The organism is Rhodanobacter sp. FW101-FHT13A11 (genome assembly GCF_058790335.1).
In genome coordinates this window covers 1-17,119 of sequence record NZ_JBYTCN010000017.1, presented here as the reverse complement: position 1 = coordinate 17,119, position 17,119 = coordinate 1, and the positions used below count along the sequence as shown (strand labels likewise).

The 17,119-nt window shown below is 69.7% G+C and carries 14 protein-coding genes; 12 read left to right on the top strand and 2 right to left on the bottom strand.

What is annotated here, in order from left to right:
• Nucleotides 1-29: 29 nt before the first annotated feature.
• Complete coding sequence (locus AC3WRN_RS15425) at nt 30-965, bottom strand: EamA family transporter (RefSeq protein ID WP_492623631.1); 936 nt, start codon at nt 963-965, stop codon at nt 30-32.
• A gap of 57 nt (nt 966-1,022) precedes the next feature.
• Between AC3WRN_RS15425 and AC3WRN_RS15420 the strand changes: the two genes are divergently transcribed.
• The 5 genes from AC3WRN_RS15420 to AC3WRN_RS15400 all read left to right on the top strand — a co-directional run bounded on the left by AC3WRN_RS15420 (nt 1,023) and on the right by AC3WRN_RS15400 (nt 5,660).
• A complete protein-coding gene (locus AC3WRN_RS15420; RefSeq protein WP_492623630.1) occupies nt 1,023-1,502 on the top strand; it encodes an Lrp/AsnC family transcriptional regulator in 480 nt (159 codons plus the stop codon).
• A gap of 118 nt (nt 1,503-1,620) precedes the next feature.
• Entirely contained in the window at nt 1,621-3,861 is a 2,241-nt protein-coding gene (gene parC / locus AC3WRN_RS15415) for a DNA topoisomerase IV subunit A (RefSeq protein ID WP_492623629.1), read from the top strand.
• 208 nt (nt 3,862-4,069) lie between these two features.
• Entirely contained in the window at nt 4,070-4,495 is a 426-nt protein-coding gene (locus AC3WRN_RS15410) for a hypothetical protein (protein WP_492623628.1), read from the top strand.
• 71 nt (nt 4,496-4,566) lie between these two features.
• The gene (gene lplB / locus AC3WRN_RS15405; RefSeq protein ID WP_492623627.1) at nt 4,567-4,887 is read left to right on the top strand and encodes a lipoate-protein ligase small subunit; all 321 of its coding nucleotides are present in this window, start codon (nt 4,567-4,569) and stop codon (nt 4,885-4,887) included.
• Nucleotides 4,884-5,660 (top strand): lipoate--protein ligase family protein, encoded by a 777-nt coding sequence (locus AC3WRN_RS15400; RefSeq protein ID WP_492623626.1) that lies wholly within the window; start codon nt 4,884-4,886, stop codon nt 5,658-5,660. The genes lplB and AC3WRN_RS15400 overlap by 4 nt, the downstream gene beginning before the upstream one ends.
• A gap of 165 nt (nt 5,661-5,825) precedes the next feature.
• Here AC3WRN_RS15400 and AC3WRN_RS15395 read toward each other — a convergent pair whose 3' ends face one another.
• Entirely contained in the window at nt 5,826-6,314 is a 489-nt protein-coding gene (locus tag AC3WRN_RS15395; protein WP_492623625.1) for an NUDIX hydrolase, read from the bottom strand.
• 134 nt (nt 6,315-6,448) lie between these two features.
• Between AC3WRN_RS15395 and AC3WRN_RS15390 the strand changes: the two genes are divergently transcribed.
• The 7 genes from AC3WRN_RS15390 (at nt 6,449) to nosZ (ending at nt 17,038) form a co-directional block, all read left to right on the top strand.
• On the top strand, nt 6,449-7,228 hold the full coding sequence (locus AC3WRN_RS15390) for a phosphodiester glycosidase family protein (RefSeq protein ID WP_492623624.1): 780 nt from the start codon (nt 6,449-6,451) through the stop codon (nt 7,226-7,228).
• Nucleotides 7,225-9,651, top strand: coding sequence for a penicillin acylase family protein (locus tag AC3WRN_RS15385; protein WP_492623623.1), 2,427 nt, complete (start codon nt 7,225-7,227; stop codon nt 9,649-9,651). The genes AC3WRN_RS15390 and AC3WRN_RS15385 overlap by 4 nt, the downstream gene beginning before the upstream one ends.
• A 173-nt stretch (nt 9,652-9,824) precedes the next feature.
• On the top strand, nt 9,825-10,613 hold the full coding sequence (locus tag AC3WRN_RS15380) for a toll/interleukin-1 receptor domain-containing protein (RefSeq protein WP_492623622.1): 789 nt from the start codon (nt 9,825-9,827) through the stop codon (nt 10,611-10,613).
• A 67-nt stretch (nt 10,614-10,680) separates the two neighbouring features.
• Entirely contained in the window at nt 10,681-11,745 is a 1,065-nt protein-coding gene (locus AC3WRN_RS15375) for an NAD(P)/FAD-dependent oxidoreductase (protein WP_492623621.1), read from the top strand.
• Nucleotides 11,746-11,799: 54 nt separating this feature from the next.
• Nucleotides 11,800-12,867, top strand: coding sequence for an FAD:protein FMN transferase (locus AC3WRN_RS15370; RefSeq protein ID WP_492623620.1), 1,068 nt, complete (start codon nt 11,800-11,802; stop codon nt 12,865-12,867).
• Nucleotides 12,867-15,059, top strand: a complete 2,193-nt coding sequence (locus tag AC3WRN_RS15365; protein WP_492623619.1) for a 4Fe-4S binding protein — start codon at nt 12,867-12,869, stop codon at nt 15,057-15,059. The genes AC3WRN_RS15370 and AC3WRN_RS15365 overlap by 1 nt, the downstream gene beginning before the upstream one ends.
• 29 nt (nt 15,060-15,088) lie before the next feature.
• Nucleotides 15,089-17,038, top strand: a complete 1,950-nt coding sequence (gene nosZ / locus AC3WRN_RS15360; protein ID WP_492623618.1) for a TAT-dependent nitrous-oxide reductase — start codon at nt 15,089-15,091, stop codon at nt 17,036-17,038.
• The last annotated feature ends 81 nt before the right edge of the window (nt 17,039-17,119 follow it).

Genomic DNA, 17,119 nt, shown 5'->3' with positions numbered 1-17,119 from the left:
CCTGGTGGTTTCTCAGTTATGTACGGTACTCACCGACGGCTGACCCGGTGCAGGTTGACCCCGACGATGACCAACGCGATGCCGGTCATCTCGATCGGGCTCGGCATCTGATGCAGCACCACGATACCGATCACGCTGGCCGTGGCGGGCAACAGCGCAAGCAGCAACGCGAAGGTGGCGCGCGGCAGTCGCGCCATCGCGAGCTGGTCGCAGACATAGGGAATCACCGACGATGAAATGCCGATGCCGATACCCGCCGCAAGCAGCGCAGGACTGACCAGTGCCACCACCGCATCGTGCAGGCCGAACGGCATCACCAGCAGCAAGGCCACCAGCATCGCCGCGGCGAGGCGATCGATACCTTCGCCGCCACCATCCTTCGCGGCACGATGTCCGAGCACGATGTACAGCATGAACAGTGCGCAGTTGGCGAAGGCGTAGACAAAACCCATCGCCTCACCGACGATGCGCACGTGGGTCAGCATCCACACACCAGCGACCGCGACGGCCAGCGCCACTACGTTGCGCTGGGTGCGCGTACCGGCCAGCGCCAGCGCGATCGGACCAAGGAATTCAATCGCGCCCACCGTGCCGAGCGGCAAGCGATCAATCGCCAGATAGAAACAGATGTTCATACAGCCGAGCACCACGCCCAGTCCCACGATGTTCCATCGCGCTGCGGCTCCCTGCTGCAGGAAATAACGCCACGGCCTTCGCCACACGGCGAAGATCAACGCGGCGCTGGCGATCCGCAACCAAGCGACGCCGAGTGGCTCGACGCGAGCAAACAGCAACACGGCGAAAGCCGGGCCGAGGTAATGAAAGACCGCGCTGACGATGAAGTACAGGTGCGGCGGCAGCCGGTCGCCAAGCGCGGCTCGGGTCGGCACCAGCCGGCGGAAAGTCGGGGTATTGTGCTCGTCATTCATGGCTCCACTTTTACAAAGTATCGGCGCATGATCCATGCTGAAAGAAAGGATTCAACGGTCAATATTTCGCTTATTGCAGGTTGAATAACCAAGATGCCTCAGATTTCAAATCTCATATCCGACCCCCGCAATGTCGCCCTGCTGCAGGCGCTGCAGGAGGACCCTCGCCAGCCCGTCACCAAGCTGGCCGCCAGCATCGGCATGTCCGCGCCGGCGGTGAAGGAACGCCTGAGCCGACTGGAGGAAACCGGGGTGATCCGCGGCTATCGGCTCGACCTGGATCCGAAAGCGCTCGGCTGGCCGATCACGGCATACGTGCGCGTGCGACCCACACCCGGACAGCTGCCGAAGGTCGCCGAGCTCGCGCAGAAGATGCCGCAGGTCGTCGAGTGCCACCGCGTCACCGGCGAGGACTGCTTCATCATGAAAGTGCACCTGGATGCGCTGGAGAACCTGGATCTGATTCTCGACCGCTTCCTACGCTACGGCCAGACCACCACCTCGATCGTGCAATCCACGCCGGTACCGCTGCGCGCCCCGCCGCTACCCGTCGCCAACAGCAACAGCCGATGAGCCGCCGCCGGCGTGGCGGCACAACGGCGGCGTGCCCGCAAGCTGTCCCGCGCCGGCACGTTCTGGCACCATCGACCGGCTATCCGCGCTCTGCGCGCAACTCATCAGACGTCTCCCCATGAACCTGCAAGCCAATTACGAACAGATCCCGCTGAAGGAATACGCCGAGCGGGCCTATCTCGACTACTCGATGTATGTGGTGCTGGACCGCGCGCTGCCGTTCGTGGGCGACGGCCTGAAGCCGGTGCAGCGGCGCATCATCTACGCGATGAGCGAGCTGGGGTTGGCCGCCACCGCGAAGCCGAAGAAGTCGGCGCGCACCATCGGCGACGTGATCGGCAAGTTCCATCCGCACGGCGATTCGTCGTGCTACGAGGCGATGGTGCTGATGGCGCAGCCGTTCTCGTACCGCTACCCGCTGGTCGACGGCCAGGGCAACTTCGGCTCGCCCGACGACCCGAAGAGCTTCGCCGCGATGCGCTACACCGAATCCAAGCTCAGCCCGATCGCCGAGGCGCTGCTGGGCGAGCTGGCCCAGGGCACGGTGGACTGGGTGCCGAACTTCGACGGCACCATGGACGAGCCGAGCTGGCTGCCTTCGCGCGTGCCGCACGTGCTGCTGAACGGCTCGATGGGCATCGCCGTGGGCATGGCCACCGACATCCCGCCGCACAACCTGCGCGAGCTGGTCACCGCGTGCATCCGTCTGCTGGATGACCCGGACGCCACCGTCGCCGACCTGTGCGAGCACGTGCGCGGACCGGATTACCCGACCGCGGCGGAGATCATCACCCCGCGCGCCGACCTGCTGGCGATGTACCAGACCGGCGGCGGTTCGGTGCGCGCCCGCGCGGTGTACCAGCGCGAGGAAGGCAACATCGTGATCACCGCGCTGCCGCACCAGGTCAGCCCGTCGAAGATCCTCGAGCAGATCGCCGCGCAGATGCGCGCGAAGAAGCTGCCGATGATCGAGGACCTGCGCGACGAGTCCGACCACGAGAATCCAATCCGGCTGGTGATCGTGCCGCGCTCGAACCGCGTCGACGCGGACGAGACCATGCAGCACCTGTTCGCCACCACCGACCTGGAAAAGAGCTTCCGCGTCAACCTCAACATGATCGGCCTCGACGGCCGGCCGCAGGTGAAGGATCTCAAGAAGATCCTCGCCGAGTGGCTGAGCTTCCGCACCAGCACGGTCACCCGCCGGCTCGACCATCGCCTGGCCAAGGTCGAGCGCCGCCTGCACCTGCTGGAAGGCCTGCGCATCGCCTACCTCAACCTCGACGAAGTGATCCGCATCGTGCGCAGCGAGGACGAGCCCAAGCCGGTGCTGATGGCGCGCTTCCGCCTCAGCGAGGAGCAGACCGACTACATTCTGGAGACCCGCCTGCGCCAGCTGGCCCGCCTCGAGGAGATGAAGATCAACGCCGAGCGCGACCAGCTGGAGGAGGAGCGCGCGCGCATCAACGTGCTGCTGAAGTCGCCGGCCAAGCTGAAGGGCCTGATCAAGGACGAACTGCGCGCCGATGCCGAAAAATTCGGCGACGCGCGCCGCTCGCCGCTGGTCGAGCGCCAGGCTGCGCAGGCGCTGGACGAGAGCGCGCTGGTGAGCAGCGAGCCGGTTACCGTGGTGCTCTCGCAGAAGGGCTGGGCGCGCGCGGCGAAGGGCCACGACATCGACGCCGACGCGCTCAACTACCGCGAGGGCGACGGCCTGCTCGCCGCGGTGAAGGCACGCACCACCCAGCAGGTGGCCTTCATCGACTCCACCGGCCGCGCCTATTCCACGCCGGCACACACCCTGCCCTCGGCGCGTGGCAACGGCGAGCCGCTGACCGGTCGCTTCAGCCCGGCCGCAGGCGCCAGCTTCGACGCGGTGGTCGCCGGCGACAACGACACCCGGCTGATCCTCGCCACCGACTTCGGCTACGGCTTCGTCACCCGCTTCGAGGCGCTCACCGGGCGCAACAAGGCTGGCAAGCAGGTCATCACGCTGGGCGACGGCGCCCGCGTGCTGGCGCCGCAGGTCAGCGCCGACCCGGCGCGCGACCGCATCGTGGTGGTCAGCAGCGAGGGCCACCTGCTGATGTTCTCGGTGGCCGAGCTGCCCGAGCTGGACAAGGGCAAGGGCAACAAGCTGATCGAGATCCCCAAGGCGAAACTCGCCAGCGGCGAGGAGCGCGTGGCCGGCGTGGCGGTAGTCGCCGAGGGCAAGGGCGAGGTCACCCTGTACGCCGGCCAGCGCAAGCTGACCCTGAAGTGGGCCGACCTGGTCGAGTACGGCGGCAACCGCGCCACCCGCGGCGGCCTGCTGCCGCGCGGCCTGCGCCGGGTCGAGCGGATCGAGACCACCGGCTGAACAAACTAACCGTAGGAGCGCACCCTGTGCGCGATGCTCTTCATCACGGAACGAAGAGCATCGCGCACAGGGTGCGCTCCTACAGGACACGGTACGCAGGAGGGTTTGCGGCGCGGGCAGGAACTTGTCGCCGCCCGGCCTTTCCAAAGGAGATGTGCACGCCGACGCGGCATCGCGCGTTGAACGTGCACGACCACCTGGAGCACGCATGAACATCCCACGCTTCCTCCCTGCCCTGTTGGCGGCCCTGCTGGCCACCTCGGCGTGGGCGCAGACCGCCGGCAAGCCGCTGAACCTGAAGCTGCCGCCCGGCGACCTCCCCGCCGCCGGCAGCACCGCCGCCGCGCCGGCCCGTGACGCGCCCGGCGTGTACTACGGCGACACCAGCGGGCGCATGGGCAACACCGCAGCCGCCGCCGAAAGCCGACCCGACTGCGACGACTCCACCTACAACCAGCCGCAGCTGCACGGCAGCGTCGGCATGGGCGTGGTCGGCGGCAACCATGTCGGCGGCAACTACCAGACCGGCACAGTCAACCTCAGCCAGCGCTTCGGCGACTGCGACCACCCTGGCGGTGGGGTCAGCATCTCGGTCGGCGCCGGCAGCGGCCACTTCCACGGCCGCGGCCACTGAGCGAAAACCGCGTTGATGGCATCGCCCGGGAGTGACCGGCATCATCGCCAGCCGCGCCGGAACCGGGCAGCATGACGATCCTTACTGCGGAGCGACGGCCCATGCACGGCGAATACAAGATGCCCGGCGGCAAGCTGGTGGTGATCGACCTGGAGGTGCGCGACGGCCGCCTCGCCCACGTGCAGCTCAGCGGCGACTTCTTCCTCGAGCCGGACAGCGCGCTGGCCACCATCAACCGCACGCTGGAGGGCCAGCCGGAGCACGCCGACGAAGCCGCGCTTGCCGTCGTCGTGCGCGACGCACTCGCGGCCGACGTGATGATGTACGGCATTTCGCCGGAGGCGATCGCGGTGGCCGTGCACCGTGCCCTGCAACAGGAGTCCGCCGCATGATCCGCACCGACTGGCGCGACCACGACTGGCGGCTGATCCATACCGCGCCGCAGTCGCCCACCCTGCACATGGCGCTGGACGACGTGCTCACCCACGAGGTCGGCGCCGGCCGCCGCGCACCGACCCTGCGCATCTGGGAATGGGCGTCGCCGGCGGTGGTGATCGGCCGCTTCCAGTCGCTGCGCAATGAAGTGGACGGCGAAGCGGCGAGGCGCCACGGCATCGAGGTGGTGCGGCGGGTCTCCGGCGGCGGCGCGATGTTCATCGAGCCGGGCAACACCATCACCTACTCGATCTACGCGCCGCAGACGCTGGTCAAGGGGCTGTCGTTCCAGGAGGCCTACGCCTTCCTCGACGCCTGGGTGCTGGAAGCGCTGGCCGAGCTGGGCATCAAGGCGTGGTACCAGCCGCTCAACGACATCACCTCCGAGGGCGGCAAGATCGCCGGCGCCGCCCAGGTGCACCGCGGCGGCGCGGTGCTGCACCACGTCACCATGGCCTACGACATCGACGCGGCGAAGATGCTGGAAGTGCTGCGCATCGGCCGCGAGAAGCTGTCCGACAAGGGCACGCAGAGCGCCGCCAAGCGGGTCGACCCGCTGCGCAGCCAGACCGGCCTGCCGCGCGAGGCGGTGATCGGGCGCATGGTCGCCACCTTCCGCCGACTGCACGGCCTCAGCGACGACAGCCTGCGCGCCGACGAACTGGCCCAGGCCGAAGCACTCGCGCAGACCAAGTTCGGCAGCCCGGCCTGGCTCGGCGACGTGGCCTAACGCCCCGCTCCCACCACCCCGCGCCGGGGCAGGAGCCCGCTAGCGGGCGATGCTTCTTGTTACGGGATTCGGGATTCGGGATTCGGGATTCGGGATTCGGGATTCGGGATTCGGGAGAGCATCGCCCGCTAGCGGGCTCCTACGGGCACGGAGCAAGGTCAGTCTTCACAGCCGGCTGTACGACCACGACTGCATGCGGCCGTCCTTGTACGGCATCACGCCGTGGAACGGGCGCGGGTCGGCATCGAACACCAGCGGCAGGAAGTGGCGGTCGCCCTCCCACATCGGCAGCTCCATCAGCCGCCCGCGCGGCACCCATTCCAGGGTGCCCTCGTGGTTGGCCGTCAACGGCGCGCCGCTGTAGCGGTCGATCACGAAGATGAAACCCAGCCAGTCCTCGCCGTGCTTGCCGAAGCCGGGCCAGTTCAGCGTGCCGCGCAGTTGCATCGATTCGCACCCGATGCCGGCCTCCTCGCGGATCTCGCGGCGCATGCAGGCGGCGATGTCCTCGCCCGGTTCCATCTTGCCGCCGAGGCCGTTGTACTTGCCCAGGTGCAGGTCGTCCGGACGGGCGTTGCGGTGGATCATCAGCACTTCGCCGCGGTCGGGCGACAGCACGTAACCGAGGGTCGCCACGATCGGGGTATAGGGCATGGTCGGACACCGGGGAAAACGCCAAGTTTAACGGCTGCCGGTGCGACCGTGCCGGCAGGCTTGCGCCGGCGCGGCCGGCCGGCGACCATCGGCGGATGCGCCCACCCGCTCCGCCCCTGCTCCACCTCTTTTCCATGCGCCGGCTGCTGCACGTGCTGTGGCCGTGGCTGCTGCTCGTTGGCGTGTCCGGCTGCACGCCGGATGCGCGGGCACTGGACAGCGCCGAGCTGGCGTTCGAGGGCCAGACCTACCGCGTCGTTCACCTGAATCTCAGGCACGAGCAACTGAGCCTGCACTGGCGCGAGCCGCAGAGCGGGCAGCCGTTCGGCAGCATCGAGACGCTGCGCCAGTGGGGCGAGCGGCGCGGCCAGCGGCTGCTGTTCGCCGCCAACGCGGGCATCTACGACCACAAGTTCGCGCCGCTGGGCCTGTACGTGGAAGACGGCAAGACGGTGGTGCCGCTGAACCTGGCGCACGGCAACCCGGCCTCGGGCAACTTCTCGCTGCTGCCGAACGGCGTGTTCGTGGTGTATCCGGACGGCCGCGCCGCGGTGCGCACCAGCACCGCGTTCAAGGCCGACGGCAAGGCCGCGCGATGGGCGACCCAGTCGGGCCCGATGCTGCTGATCGACGGCAAGCTCAACGAGCAGTTCATCGACGACTCCGCCAGCATGAAGTGGCGCAGCGGCGTGTGCGCACGCACGCCGACCGAGGTGGTCTTCGCCGTGAGCGAAACCCCGGTGAACTTCCATGCGTTCGGACGGCTGTTCCGCGACAAGCTCGGTTGCCGCGACGCGCTGTACCTGGACGGCAGCATCTCGCAGCTGTACGTCGACGGCGAAGGCTACGCCGGGGCACCGGCCTTCATGGTCAAGCCGTACGCCGGCATCTTCGCGGTGTTCGCCGAGCCATGACGGCCCGCCGCCGGCGCGTCCTGCGCGTCCTGCCGTGGGCACTGCTGGCGCTATTGGCGGCTGCCTTGCTCGCGCTCGGCTGGCTGCTCGCCGGCAGCCGCGCGCAGCTCGACGGCACGCGCCGGGCCGCGGGCCTGACGGCGCCGGTCAGCATCGGCCGCGACGCGCTGGGCACGGTCACCCTCGAGGGCAAAAGCCGCACCGACATCAGCTACGCGCTGGGCTACGTGCATGCGCAGGAGCGCTTCTTCGCGATGGACCTGATGCGCCGCGCGAGTGCCGGCGAGCTGGCCGCGCTGGTCGGGCCGGTCGCGCTGAAGGTCGACCTCGGACACCGCCGCCACCGCCTGCGCGCCGTGGCCGAGGCCGCCTACGCGCAACTGCCGCCGGAGCAGCGGCGCGAACTCGACCGCTACCGCGACGGCGTCAACGCCGGCCTCGCCGGCCTGCGCGTGCGGCCGTGGGAATACCTGCTGCTGGACAGCCGGCCGCTGCCGTGGCGTTCGGAAGACAGCCTCCTGTTGATCGCCGCGATGTACCTGGACCTCGACGGCGACGGCCGCAACGAACGCGAACTGCGCATGGCGCAGATGCGCGCGGTGCTGCCCGGCGCGCTGGTGGACTTCCTGCTGGCGCCCGACCCCGACTGGGAAGCGCCGCTGAGCGGACAGCTGTCGCACCCGCCGATGGTCCCTGCTGCCGACGTGTACGACCTGCGCCGGCCCGCGCCGACCACCGTCCCGACGACGGCCATCTCCGCGGCGGCGCTGGCCGCCGCGCTGGCGCCGGCGCTGGACGCGCCGCGCCCCGGCAGCAACAGCTTCGCGGTGGCCGGCACGCTCACCGGCAACGGCGCCGCGCTGCTGGCGAACGACATGCACCTGGGACTGCGCGTGCCGAACATCTGGTTCCGCACCCGCCTGCGCTATCCCGACCCCACCGCGCCAGGCGGCCGGCGCGACGTCAACGGGGTCAGCCTGCCCGGCACGCCGGCAATCATCGTCGGCTCCAACGGCCAGATCGCCTGGGGTTTCACCAACAGCTACGGCGACTGGCAGGACTGGGTGCGCGTGCGGCGCGATCCCGCCGACGCTTCCCGCTACAAGGTGCCGGGCGGCTGGGCCACGATCGACGCCCACGAAGAGCACATCCAGGTCAAGGGCCGCCCCGACGCCGTCCTCAAGGTCGAGGACACCCGCTGGGGCCCGATCATGGGGGAAGATACCGACGGCACGCCGCTGGCGCTGGCCTGGATCGGCGGCCGGCCGCACGGCTACAACGTCGAGCTGATGCAGCTGGAACATGCCACCGACGTGGCCGGCGCGCTGGACCTGGCGCCACGGCTCGGCATGCCGCCGCAGAACCTGCTGGTCGCCGACCGCACCGGGCACATCGGCTGGACCATCGCCGGCAACAGCATCCCGCTGCGTGCCGGCATCGACCCGCTGCTGCCCTCGGACTGGTCCGCGCCCGGCAGCGGCTGGCAGGGCTGGGCCGCGCCCGCACAGTACCCGCGCCTCGAGAATCCCGCCGATGGCCGGCTGTGGACGGCGAACAACCGCACTGTCGACGGCGATGCGCTGGCCTTGCTCGGCAATGGCGGCCACGATCTCGGCGCCCGCGCGCAGCAGATCCGCGACGACCTGCGTACCCGCGCCAGCTTCACGCCAGGCAGCCTGCTCGACATCCAGCTCGACGACCGCGCCGTGTTCCTCACTCCCTGGCAGCGCCTGCTGCAGGACACCCTGGCCGACAGCACCGACCCGTCGCTGCGGCAGTTGCGCCAGCTCACCGCGCACTGGCGCGAACGCGCCGCCGTCGACAGCGTGGACTACCGGCTGGTGCGCGCGTTCCGCGACCGGGTCGGCGAAGCCGTGCTGACCCCGTTCGCGGCACGGGTGCAGCAACGCTACCCCGACTTCAGCTGGCCCGGCGAGAACAGCGCCGAGGCGGCCGTGTGGGCGCTGGTGCGTGCCCAGCCCGCGCACCTGCTCGACCCGAAATACCCCGACTGGCACGCCCTGCTCGTCGACGCTGCCCGCCATGTGGCAAACGAACTCGGGCGGCAACCCGGCGGCCTCGCCGCGCGCAGCTGGGGCGAGCGCAACCGCGCCGGCATCCGCCACCCGCTGTCCGCGGCCCTGCCGTCCTGGCTGGGCCGCTTCATCGACATGCCCGATCAGCCGATCCCCGGCGACAACAACATGCCGCACGTCGCCGCGCCCGGCTTCGGCGCCTCCGAGCACCTGGACGTGGCGCCCGGCCACGAGGCCGACGGCATCCTCAACATGCCCGGCGGCCAGAGCAACCACCCGTTGTCGCCGTACTTCGGCGCGGGCCATGACGACTGGGTCAAAGGGCGGCCAACGCCGCTGCTGCCGGGACCGGACCAGCACACCCTGGTCCTCGAACCGCGGCATTGATTCGCTGCCGCACAGCACGTAAACGTAATGCACATCGCACTTTGCATGGCATCGCCATGAAATCGCCGGTGCCTACCGGGATGCTGCAACTGTCCTGCGCCTGAGCTGCGGCCGGGTGAATGGGGACTTCCCGGCAAGGGAATGCGCAGTTCCGTGCGGGGGTGCGATGCATCATGACGCAGGCCTCCGTGATGCCGGCCTTCCGGTATCGCGCCTTCATCAGCCACAGCCACCAGGACAAGTCCCGGGCCGGCTGGCTGCACAAGCCCCTGGAAGCCTGCGCGATCCCGAAACGGCCGGTCGGCCAGACCACCACCGCCGGCGTCATCCCCGGCCGTCTCGCACCGATCTTCCGCGACCGCGACGAACTGGCCAGCGCGACCGATCTCGGCCGCAAGGTCGATGGAGCGCTGGCGCAGTCGGCGAACCTGATCGTGATCTGCTCGCCGCGCTCGGCAACCTCGCCATGGGTCAAGGCGGAAGTGCTGGCGTTCAAGCGGATGGGGCACGCCGATCGCATCTTCTGCCTGGTCGTCGACGGCGAGCCCGACGCCAGCGACCTGCCCGGCCGCGCCGCCGAAGAACGCTTCGCGCCGGCATTGTCTTTCCGACTGGATGCGGACGGCCAGCCCACCACCGGGCGCACCGAACCGATCGCCGCCGACGCACGCGCCGGCACCGGGAATCACGCGGTTCGCGCCGGTGCCCGCGTTGAAGCCGGAAACCTGGAACGAGACGGCGGGAAATCGCCGCTGCCTTCGTCCCCGCACTCGGCCGCCAGCTCAGCTGACGCAGGGACGAAGGCACGGCTCGGGTTCAACCCCTTTCCCGGACAGGTCACGCGTCCCTGCACGCCACGCAAGGCAAGCGCGCCGGGCAGCGATTCGTTGCGGTATACGCGGGTCGGGGCGCCTGGCCGCCTATGCGGCATTCGACCGCACGAATCCCGCGGGCATGTCTGACCGAAGTCAAAAGCACCGCCTTCGTGCGCGCGCATGATCCGCACCGTCCACACGGCGGATTCATTCCATGATCAGCTGCGATACCGTCATCATCGGCGCGGGCCCGGTCGGCCTGTTCCAGGTTTTCGAGCTGGGCCTGCTGGGACTGGATGCGCACGTGGTCGATGCCGTGCCGCATGCCGGCGGGCAATGCGTGGAGCTGTACCCGGACAAGCCGATCTACGACATCCCGGCCGTGCCGGTATGCAGCGGGCGCGAGCTGATCGAGCGCCTGCAGCAGCAGATCCGCCCGTTCGCGCCGCAATTCCACCTGGGCCACACCGTCACCTCGCTGGAGCGCCTGGCGAACGGCCGCTTCAGCCTGCGCACCAGCGGGGGGCTGGTGTTCAACGCCGGCGCGGTGGTCATCGCCGGCGGCCTGGGCGCGTTCGCGCCGCGCACGCTCGACCTGCCGGAAGCCGCAGCGCTGGTGGACCGCACGCTGCACTACAAGGTGGCGCAGCCGGCGCTGCTCGACGGCGAGGACATCGTGATCGCCGGCGGTGGCGACGCGGCGCTGGACTGGGCGCTGGCCCTGGTCGACCGGGCGCGCAGCCTGGTGCTGGTGCACCGCTCGTCCAGCTTCCGCGCGGCGCCGGCCAGCGTGGCGCGCATGCAGGCGCTGTGCGACGAAGGCCGCATGCAGCTGTGCGAAGGCGACATCGTGGGCCTGGAGACGGCCGATGGGGCGCTTGCGCAGGTGCGCGTGCGCACGCGCAGCGGCATGGTCCAGCGCATCGGGGCTGCGCACCTGCTGGTGTTCTGGGGCCTGCATCCCGCGCTGGGGCCGATCGCCGACTGGGGGCTGGCGCTGGAACGCCAGCAGCTGGTGGTGGACCCGTCGACGTTCCAGACCTCCGTGCCCGGCGTCTTCGCCGTGGGCGACATCAATACCTACCCGGGCAAGAAGAAGCTGATTCTCTCCGGCTTCCACGAGACGGCGCTGTGCGCGTTCGCCGCGCATGCGCACCTGCATCCCGGCGACAAGGCGAGCCTGCAGTACACGACCACCAGCCCGGCGCTGCAGCGGCGCCTGGGCGTGCGCGACGCCGCCGCGCATCCGCCGCCACGGGTGGCCGTTGCCGCGGCCTGAACCCACGCCTCGCCTTCGTCACGCCCACACGCCCACCGCCACGGGAGGCATCCCATGCATCGCTCCTCCGATCCCGGCGACCTGCGCTCACCCGAGCGCCGCCGCTGGCTGCAGCAGACCGGCCGGCTGGCCGTGGCCGGCGGCCTGCTGGCCAGCGGCGGCTGGGCGGTGCTCAAGCGCAGACAGAACCTGTGGCAGGTGCGGCGCGAACGCACGCTGATGCAGACCTCGGTGGCGGTCACCTGCCTGTGCGACGACGTGCAGGCAGCGGGCGCGGCGATCGAGGCGGCCTTCGCGCGCATGGCCGCGACGGCCGCCGAGCTGACCCGCTTCGACCCCGCCGGTCCGCTGTCGCGGCTGAACCGCGACGGCCGGCTGGCGCTGGTGCCGTCGAACCTGCAGGCGGTGCTGCGCGAGGCGCTGTCGCTGTCGGCGCTCACCGGGGGCGCGTTCGACGTCACCGTGCTGCCGGTGCTGCGCTACTTCGAGACGCTGCGCGGGACGTCCGGCATCGACACGCCCGAACGCCGCGCGATCGAGCACCGCGAACAACTCGTGGGCTGGCGCGACCTCGCGCTGGACGCGCGCGGCGCGCGGCTGCTGCGGCCGGGCATGGCGGTCACCCTGGACGGCATCGCCAAGGGCCACGTGGTCGACCAGGGCATCGCGGCGCTGCGCGCGGCGGGCATCGAGTACGGCCTGATCGACGCCGGCGGCGACATCCAGGCGATCTGCGGCAACGATCCCGAGCGGCACTGGAACGTCGGCATCGTCGACCCGCGCGACCCGGGCCGGGTGGCGGCGGTGGTGCAGGTGCGCAACGCGGCGCTGTCGACCTCCGGCAACTACCGCGTGTTCTTCTCCACCGACCGGCGCCTGTTCCACATCGTCAACCCACGTACCGGCTGGTCGCCGCAAGGTTATTCCAGCATGACCGTGGTGGCGCGGCGCTCGGTGCTGGCCGACGGCATGAGCACGGCGGCGTTCTCGCTGGAGCTGCCGCAGCTGTCCGCGCTGATGGCGGCGCAGGACCACCAGTGGCTGGCGTTCTCGCGCGACGGCGAGCAACGCTGGCGCTCGCGCGAACTGCCGCTGGTCGCAGGCACGGCGGAGCTGGCCTGATGCGCGGCGCACGCCCCCGCTCCCTCCTCGCAAGGCTGCTGCTCGCGCTGCTGTTGCTGGCGCCCGCTTCGGCGGCGCTGGCCGGCATCGACGCCCGCTTCCCGCAGCTGCACCAGGTGTTCCCCGACGCCGACCGCTTCGGCGACGTCGAGGGCACCCCGCCTGCGGCGGCCGTGTACCACGGCGACAAGGTGGTCGGCTACGTGTTCGAGACGGTGATGGTGGCGCCGGTGCCGGCCTACTCCGGCGCGCCGATCAACATGCTGGTATCGATCGGCACCGACGGCACCATCCGCGACGCCCGCGTGCTGGAGCAGCACGAGCCGATCCTGCTGGTCGGCATCCCGGTGCAGAAGCTGTACGACTTCGTGGCCCGCTACGTCGGCCATCGCGTGGACGACCGCATCGTGGTCGGCGGCGGCGGCAGCGGCAGCGTGCGCATCGACGCCATCAGCAGCGCCACGGTGACCTCGATGGTGGCCAACGAGACGATCATGAACTCGGCGCTGAAGGTGGCCGCCTCGCGCCGGCTGATCGCCGGCGCAGCCGACGCCGGCGCGGCCGCCGCGCAGGTCCGCAGCGACTACTTCGTGCCGGCCGACTGGCAGGCGCTGACCGGCAACGGCGCGATCGGCCACCTGCAGTTGGCGCGGCAGGCGATCACCGACGCCTTCAAGGGCCAGCCGGAAAGCGGCCTGGTCGACGACCCCACCGCGCCGGCGCCCGGCCACGGCGCGGACAGCTTCATCGACCTGTACTTCGCCGACGTCACCCCGCCCACGGTGGGCCGCAACCTGCTCGGCGACGTGGCCCACGCCGACCTGATGAAGCAGCTCAAGCCCGGCGATGCGGCGGTCGCGGTGATGGCCAACGGCATCTACTCGTTCAAGGGCGTGGGCTACGTGCGCGGCGGCATCTTCGACCGCGTGCACCTACTGCAGGACGGCAAGCTGGTGCTGTTCAAGGACACCGACCTGGTGTCGATGAACGACACCCCGCTGCGCGGCAAGCCGGCCTTCGCCGAGCAGGCGATCTTCATCGTGCGCCATGGCGTCAGCGGCTTCGACGCGACCCGGCCGTGGACGCTGCAGCTGATGGTGAACCGCCAGGTCGGCCCGCTGCAGAGCATCTACCACACCTTCACCCGCGACTACCGCATGCCGGCGGCCTATACCACGCGGCCTGACGCCACCGCCGAGGCGCCGGCCGACGCGTTGCCGGCCAACGCGCCGCTGTGGCAGAAGATCTGGTACGGCCGCCGCATCGACATCGCGCTGCTGCTGGCCGGGCTCACCGTGCTCACGCTGATCCTGATGTTCCAGGACTGGATCGTGCAGCGCCCGCACCTGCTCGAACGCCTGCGCGTGGGCTTCCTCGTCTACACGTTGGTGTTCATCGGCTGGTACGGGCTGGCGCAGCTGTCGGTGGTGAACATCCTCACCTTCATCCAGGCGGTGCTGCACGGCTTCCGCTGGTCCACGTTCCTGATGGACCCGCTGGTGTTCATCCTGTGGGTGTTCGTGGCCGCCACCCTGCTGCTGCTCGGGCGCGGCATCTACTGCGGCTGGCTGTGCCCGTTCGGCGCGCTGCAGGTGCTGGTGAACAAGCTGGCGCGCCGGCTGCGCGTGCCGCAGTTCGAGGTGCCCCAGTACCTGCACGAGCGGCTGTGGGCGATCAAGTACATCATCCTGCTGGTGCTGTTCGGGATGTCGCTGCAGTCGCTCAACATGGCCGAGCACTACGCCGAGGTCGAGCCGTTCAAGACCGCGATCAACCTGCACTTCGCCCGCTCCTGGAGCTACGTGCTCTACGCGGTGGCGCTGGTGGCGGTGTCGGCGTTCAACAACAAGTTCTACTGCCGCTACGTGTGCCCGCTGGGCGCCGGGCTGGCGGTGTCCGGCCGCTTCCACCTGTTCGAGTGGCTGCGCCGGCGCAAGGAATGCGGCCGCCCCTGCCAGATCTGCGCCAACGAGTGCGAGGTGAAGGCGATCAACGCCATCGGCCAGATCAACTTCAACGAATGCCACTACTGCCTGGATTGCCAGGTCACCTACGCCAACGACCAGAAATGCCCGCCGCTGGTGGAGCGCCGCAAGAAGCGCGAGCGCGCCGCGCGGCCGCTGCCCACCCCGGTACTGACGATTACCCCGGCGACGCCGGCAACCCACGAGCCGGCGAAGGTCGCCGACTGACCCACCACGATCCGAACGGATGGAATGCCATGCACGACGAATCGAGCAACAAACCCGGCCAGTCCGGCCAGTCCGCGGAACCGGGCAACCCCGCGCGCCGCAACTTCATGAAGACCAGCGCGCTGGCCGGCCTCGCCGGTGCCGGCGGGCTGGTCGGCGGGCTGGCGCTGGGCCGCCTCGGCCATGGCGCCGCCGGTGGCCATGGGCATGACGCCGAAAGCGAGCACGCGAAAGGCGAGCACGAGGCAGCCTCCGACCACGTGCCGCCCGGCCAGCTCGACGAGTACTACGGCTTCTGGAGCGGCGGCCAGTCCGGCGAGGTGCGCATCGTCGGCGTGCCCTCGATGCGCGAGCTGATGCGCATCCCGGTGTTCAACCCCGACTTCACCATCGGCTGGGGCGTCACCAACGAGAGCAAGCGCGTGCTCGGGCCGAACTTCCCGCCCGGCGGCGACTGCCACCACCCGCACATGAGCCAGACCGACGGCCACTACGACGGCCGCTACATCTTCATCAACGACAAGGCGCACACCCGCGTGGCGCGCATCCGCTGCGACGTGATGCGCACCGACCGCATCACCGACGTGCCCAACGTGCAGGCGATCCACGGCCTGCGCGTGCAGCGCGCGCCGCGCACCGGCTATGTGTTCGCCAACGGCGAATTCCTGATCCCGGCGCCGAACGACGGCCGCGGCCTGGAAGACCCCAAGAAGTACCAGACCATGTTCAGCGCCATCGACGGCGACACCATGGAGGTCGCCTGGCAGGTGCTGGTGGACGGCAACCTCGACAACACCGAGGCCGACTACGCCGGCAAGTACGCCATCTCCACCTGCTACAACAGCGAGGGCGGCGTCGACCTGCCCAGCACGATGCAGGCCGAGCGCGACTGGGTGGTGGTGTTCAACATCGCGCGCATCGAGGCGGCAGTGAAGAAGGGCGACTTCAAGACCATCGGCAGCTCGAAGGTGCCGGTGCTGGACGGCCGCCACGGCTCGTCGTTCACCCTCTACATCCCGATCCCGAAGAACCCGCACGGCATCAACGCCAGCCCCGACGGCAAGTACGTGGTGGCCAACGGCAAGCTCTCGCCCACCGTCACCGTGATGGAGTGGAGCCGCATCGACGACTGGTTCGCCGGCAAGCTCAAGGATCCGCGCGACACCGTGGTGGCCGAGCCCGAACTGGGCCTGGGCCCCTTGCACACCGCCTACGACGGCCGCGGCAACGGCTACACCACGCTGTTCATCGACAGCCAGATCGCCAAGTGGAACATCGAGGACGCGATCGCCGCCCACGGCGGCAAGAAGGTCAACTACCTGCGCCAGAAGATCGACGTGGCCTACCAGCCCGGCCACTGCCACAGTTCGATGGGCGAGACGCGCGACGCCGACGGCAAGTGGCTGGTGTCGCTGAACAAGTTCTCCAAGGACCGCTTCCTGCCCACCGGCCCGCTGCACCCGGACAACGACCAGCTGATCGACATCTCCGACGAGACCATGAAGCTGGTCGCCGACGGCCCGGTCTACGCCGAGCCGCACGACGTGATCCTGCTGCACCGCCGGCTGCTGATCGACAAGGTCAAGAAGAGCTGGGAGCGCGACGACCCGTTCTTCGCCGAGACGGTGGCCATGGCCAAGCGCCACGGCATCAACGTGCTGGCCGACAGCAAGGTCATCCGCGAGGGCCGCAAGGTGTTCGTGTACATGACCTCGGCCGCGCCGATCTTCGGCCTGGGCAGCTTCAAGGTGAAGAAGGGCGACGAGGTGACCGTGGTGGTGACCAACATCGACGCGGTGGAGGACGTCGGCCACGGCTTCTGCATCACCAACTACGGCATCAACATGGAGATCAGCCCCGGCGCCACCGCCTCGGCCACCTTCACCGCCGACAAGGCGGGGGTGTTCTGGTACTACTGCACGTTCTTCTGCCATGCGATGCACATGGAGATGAGCGGGCGGATGCTGGTCGAGGCCTGAGCCGCGGGGGGGGGGGGGGGGGGGGGGGGGGGGGGGGGGGGGGGGGGGGGGGGGGGGGGGGGGGGGGGGGGGGGGGGGGGG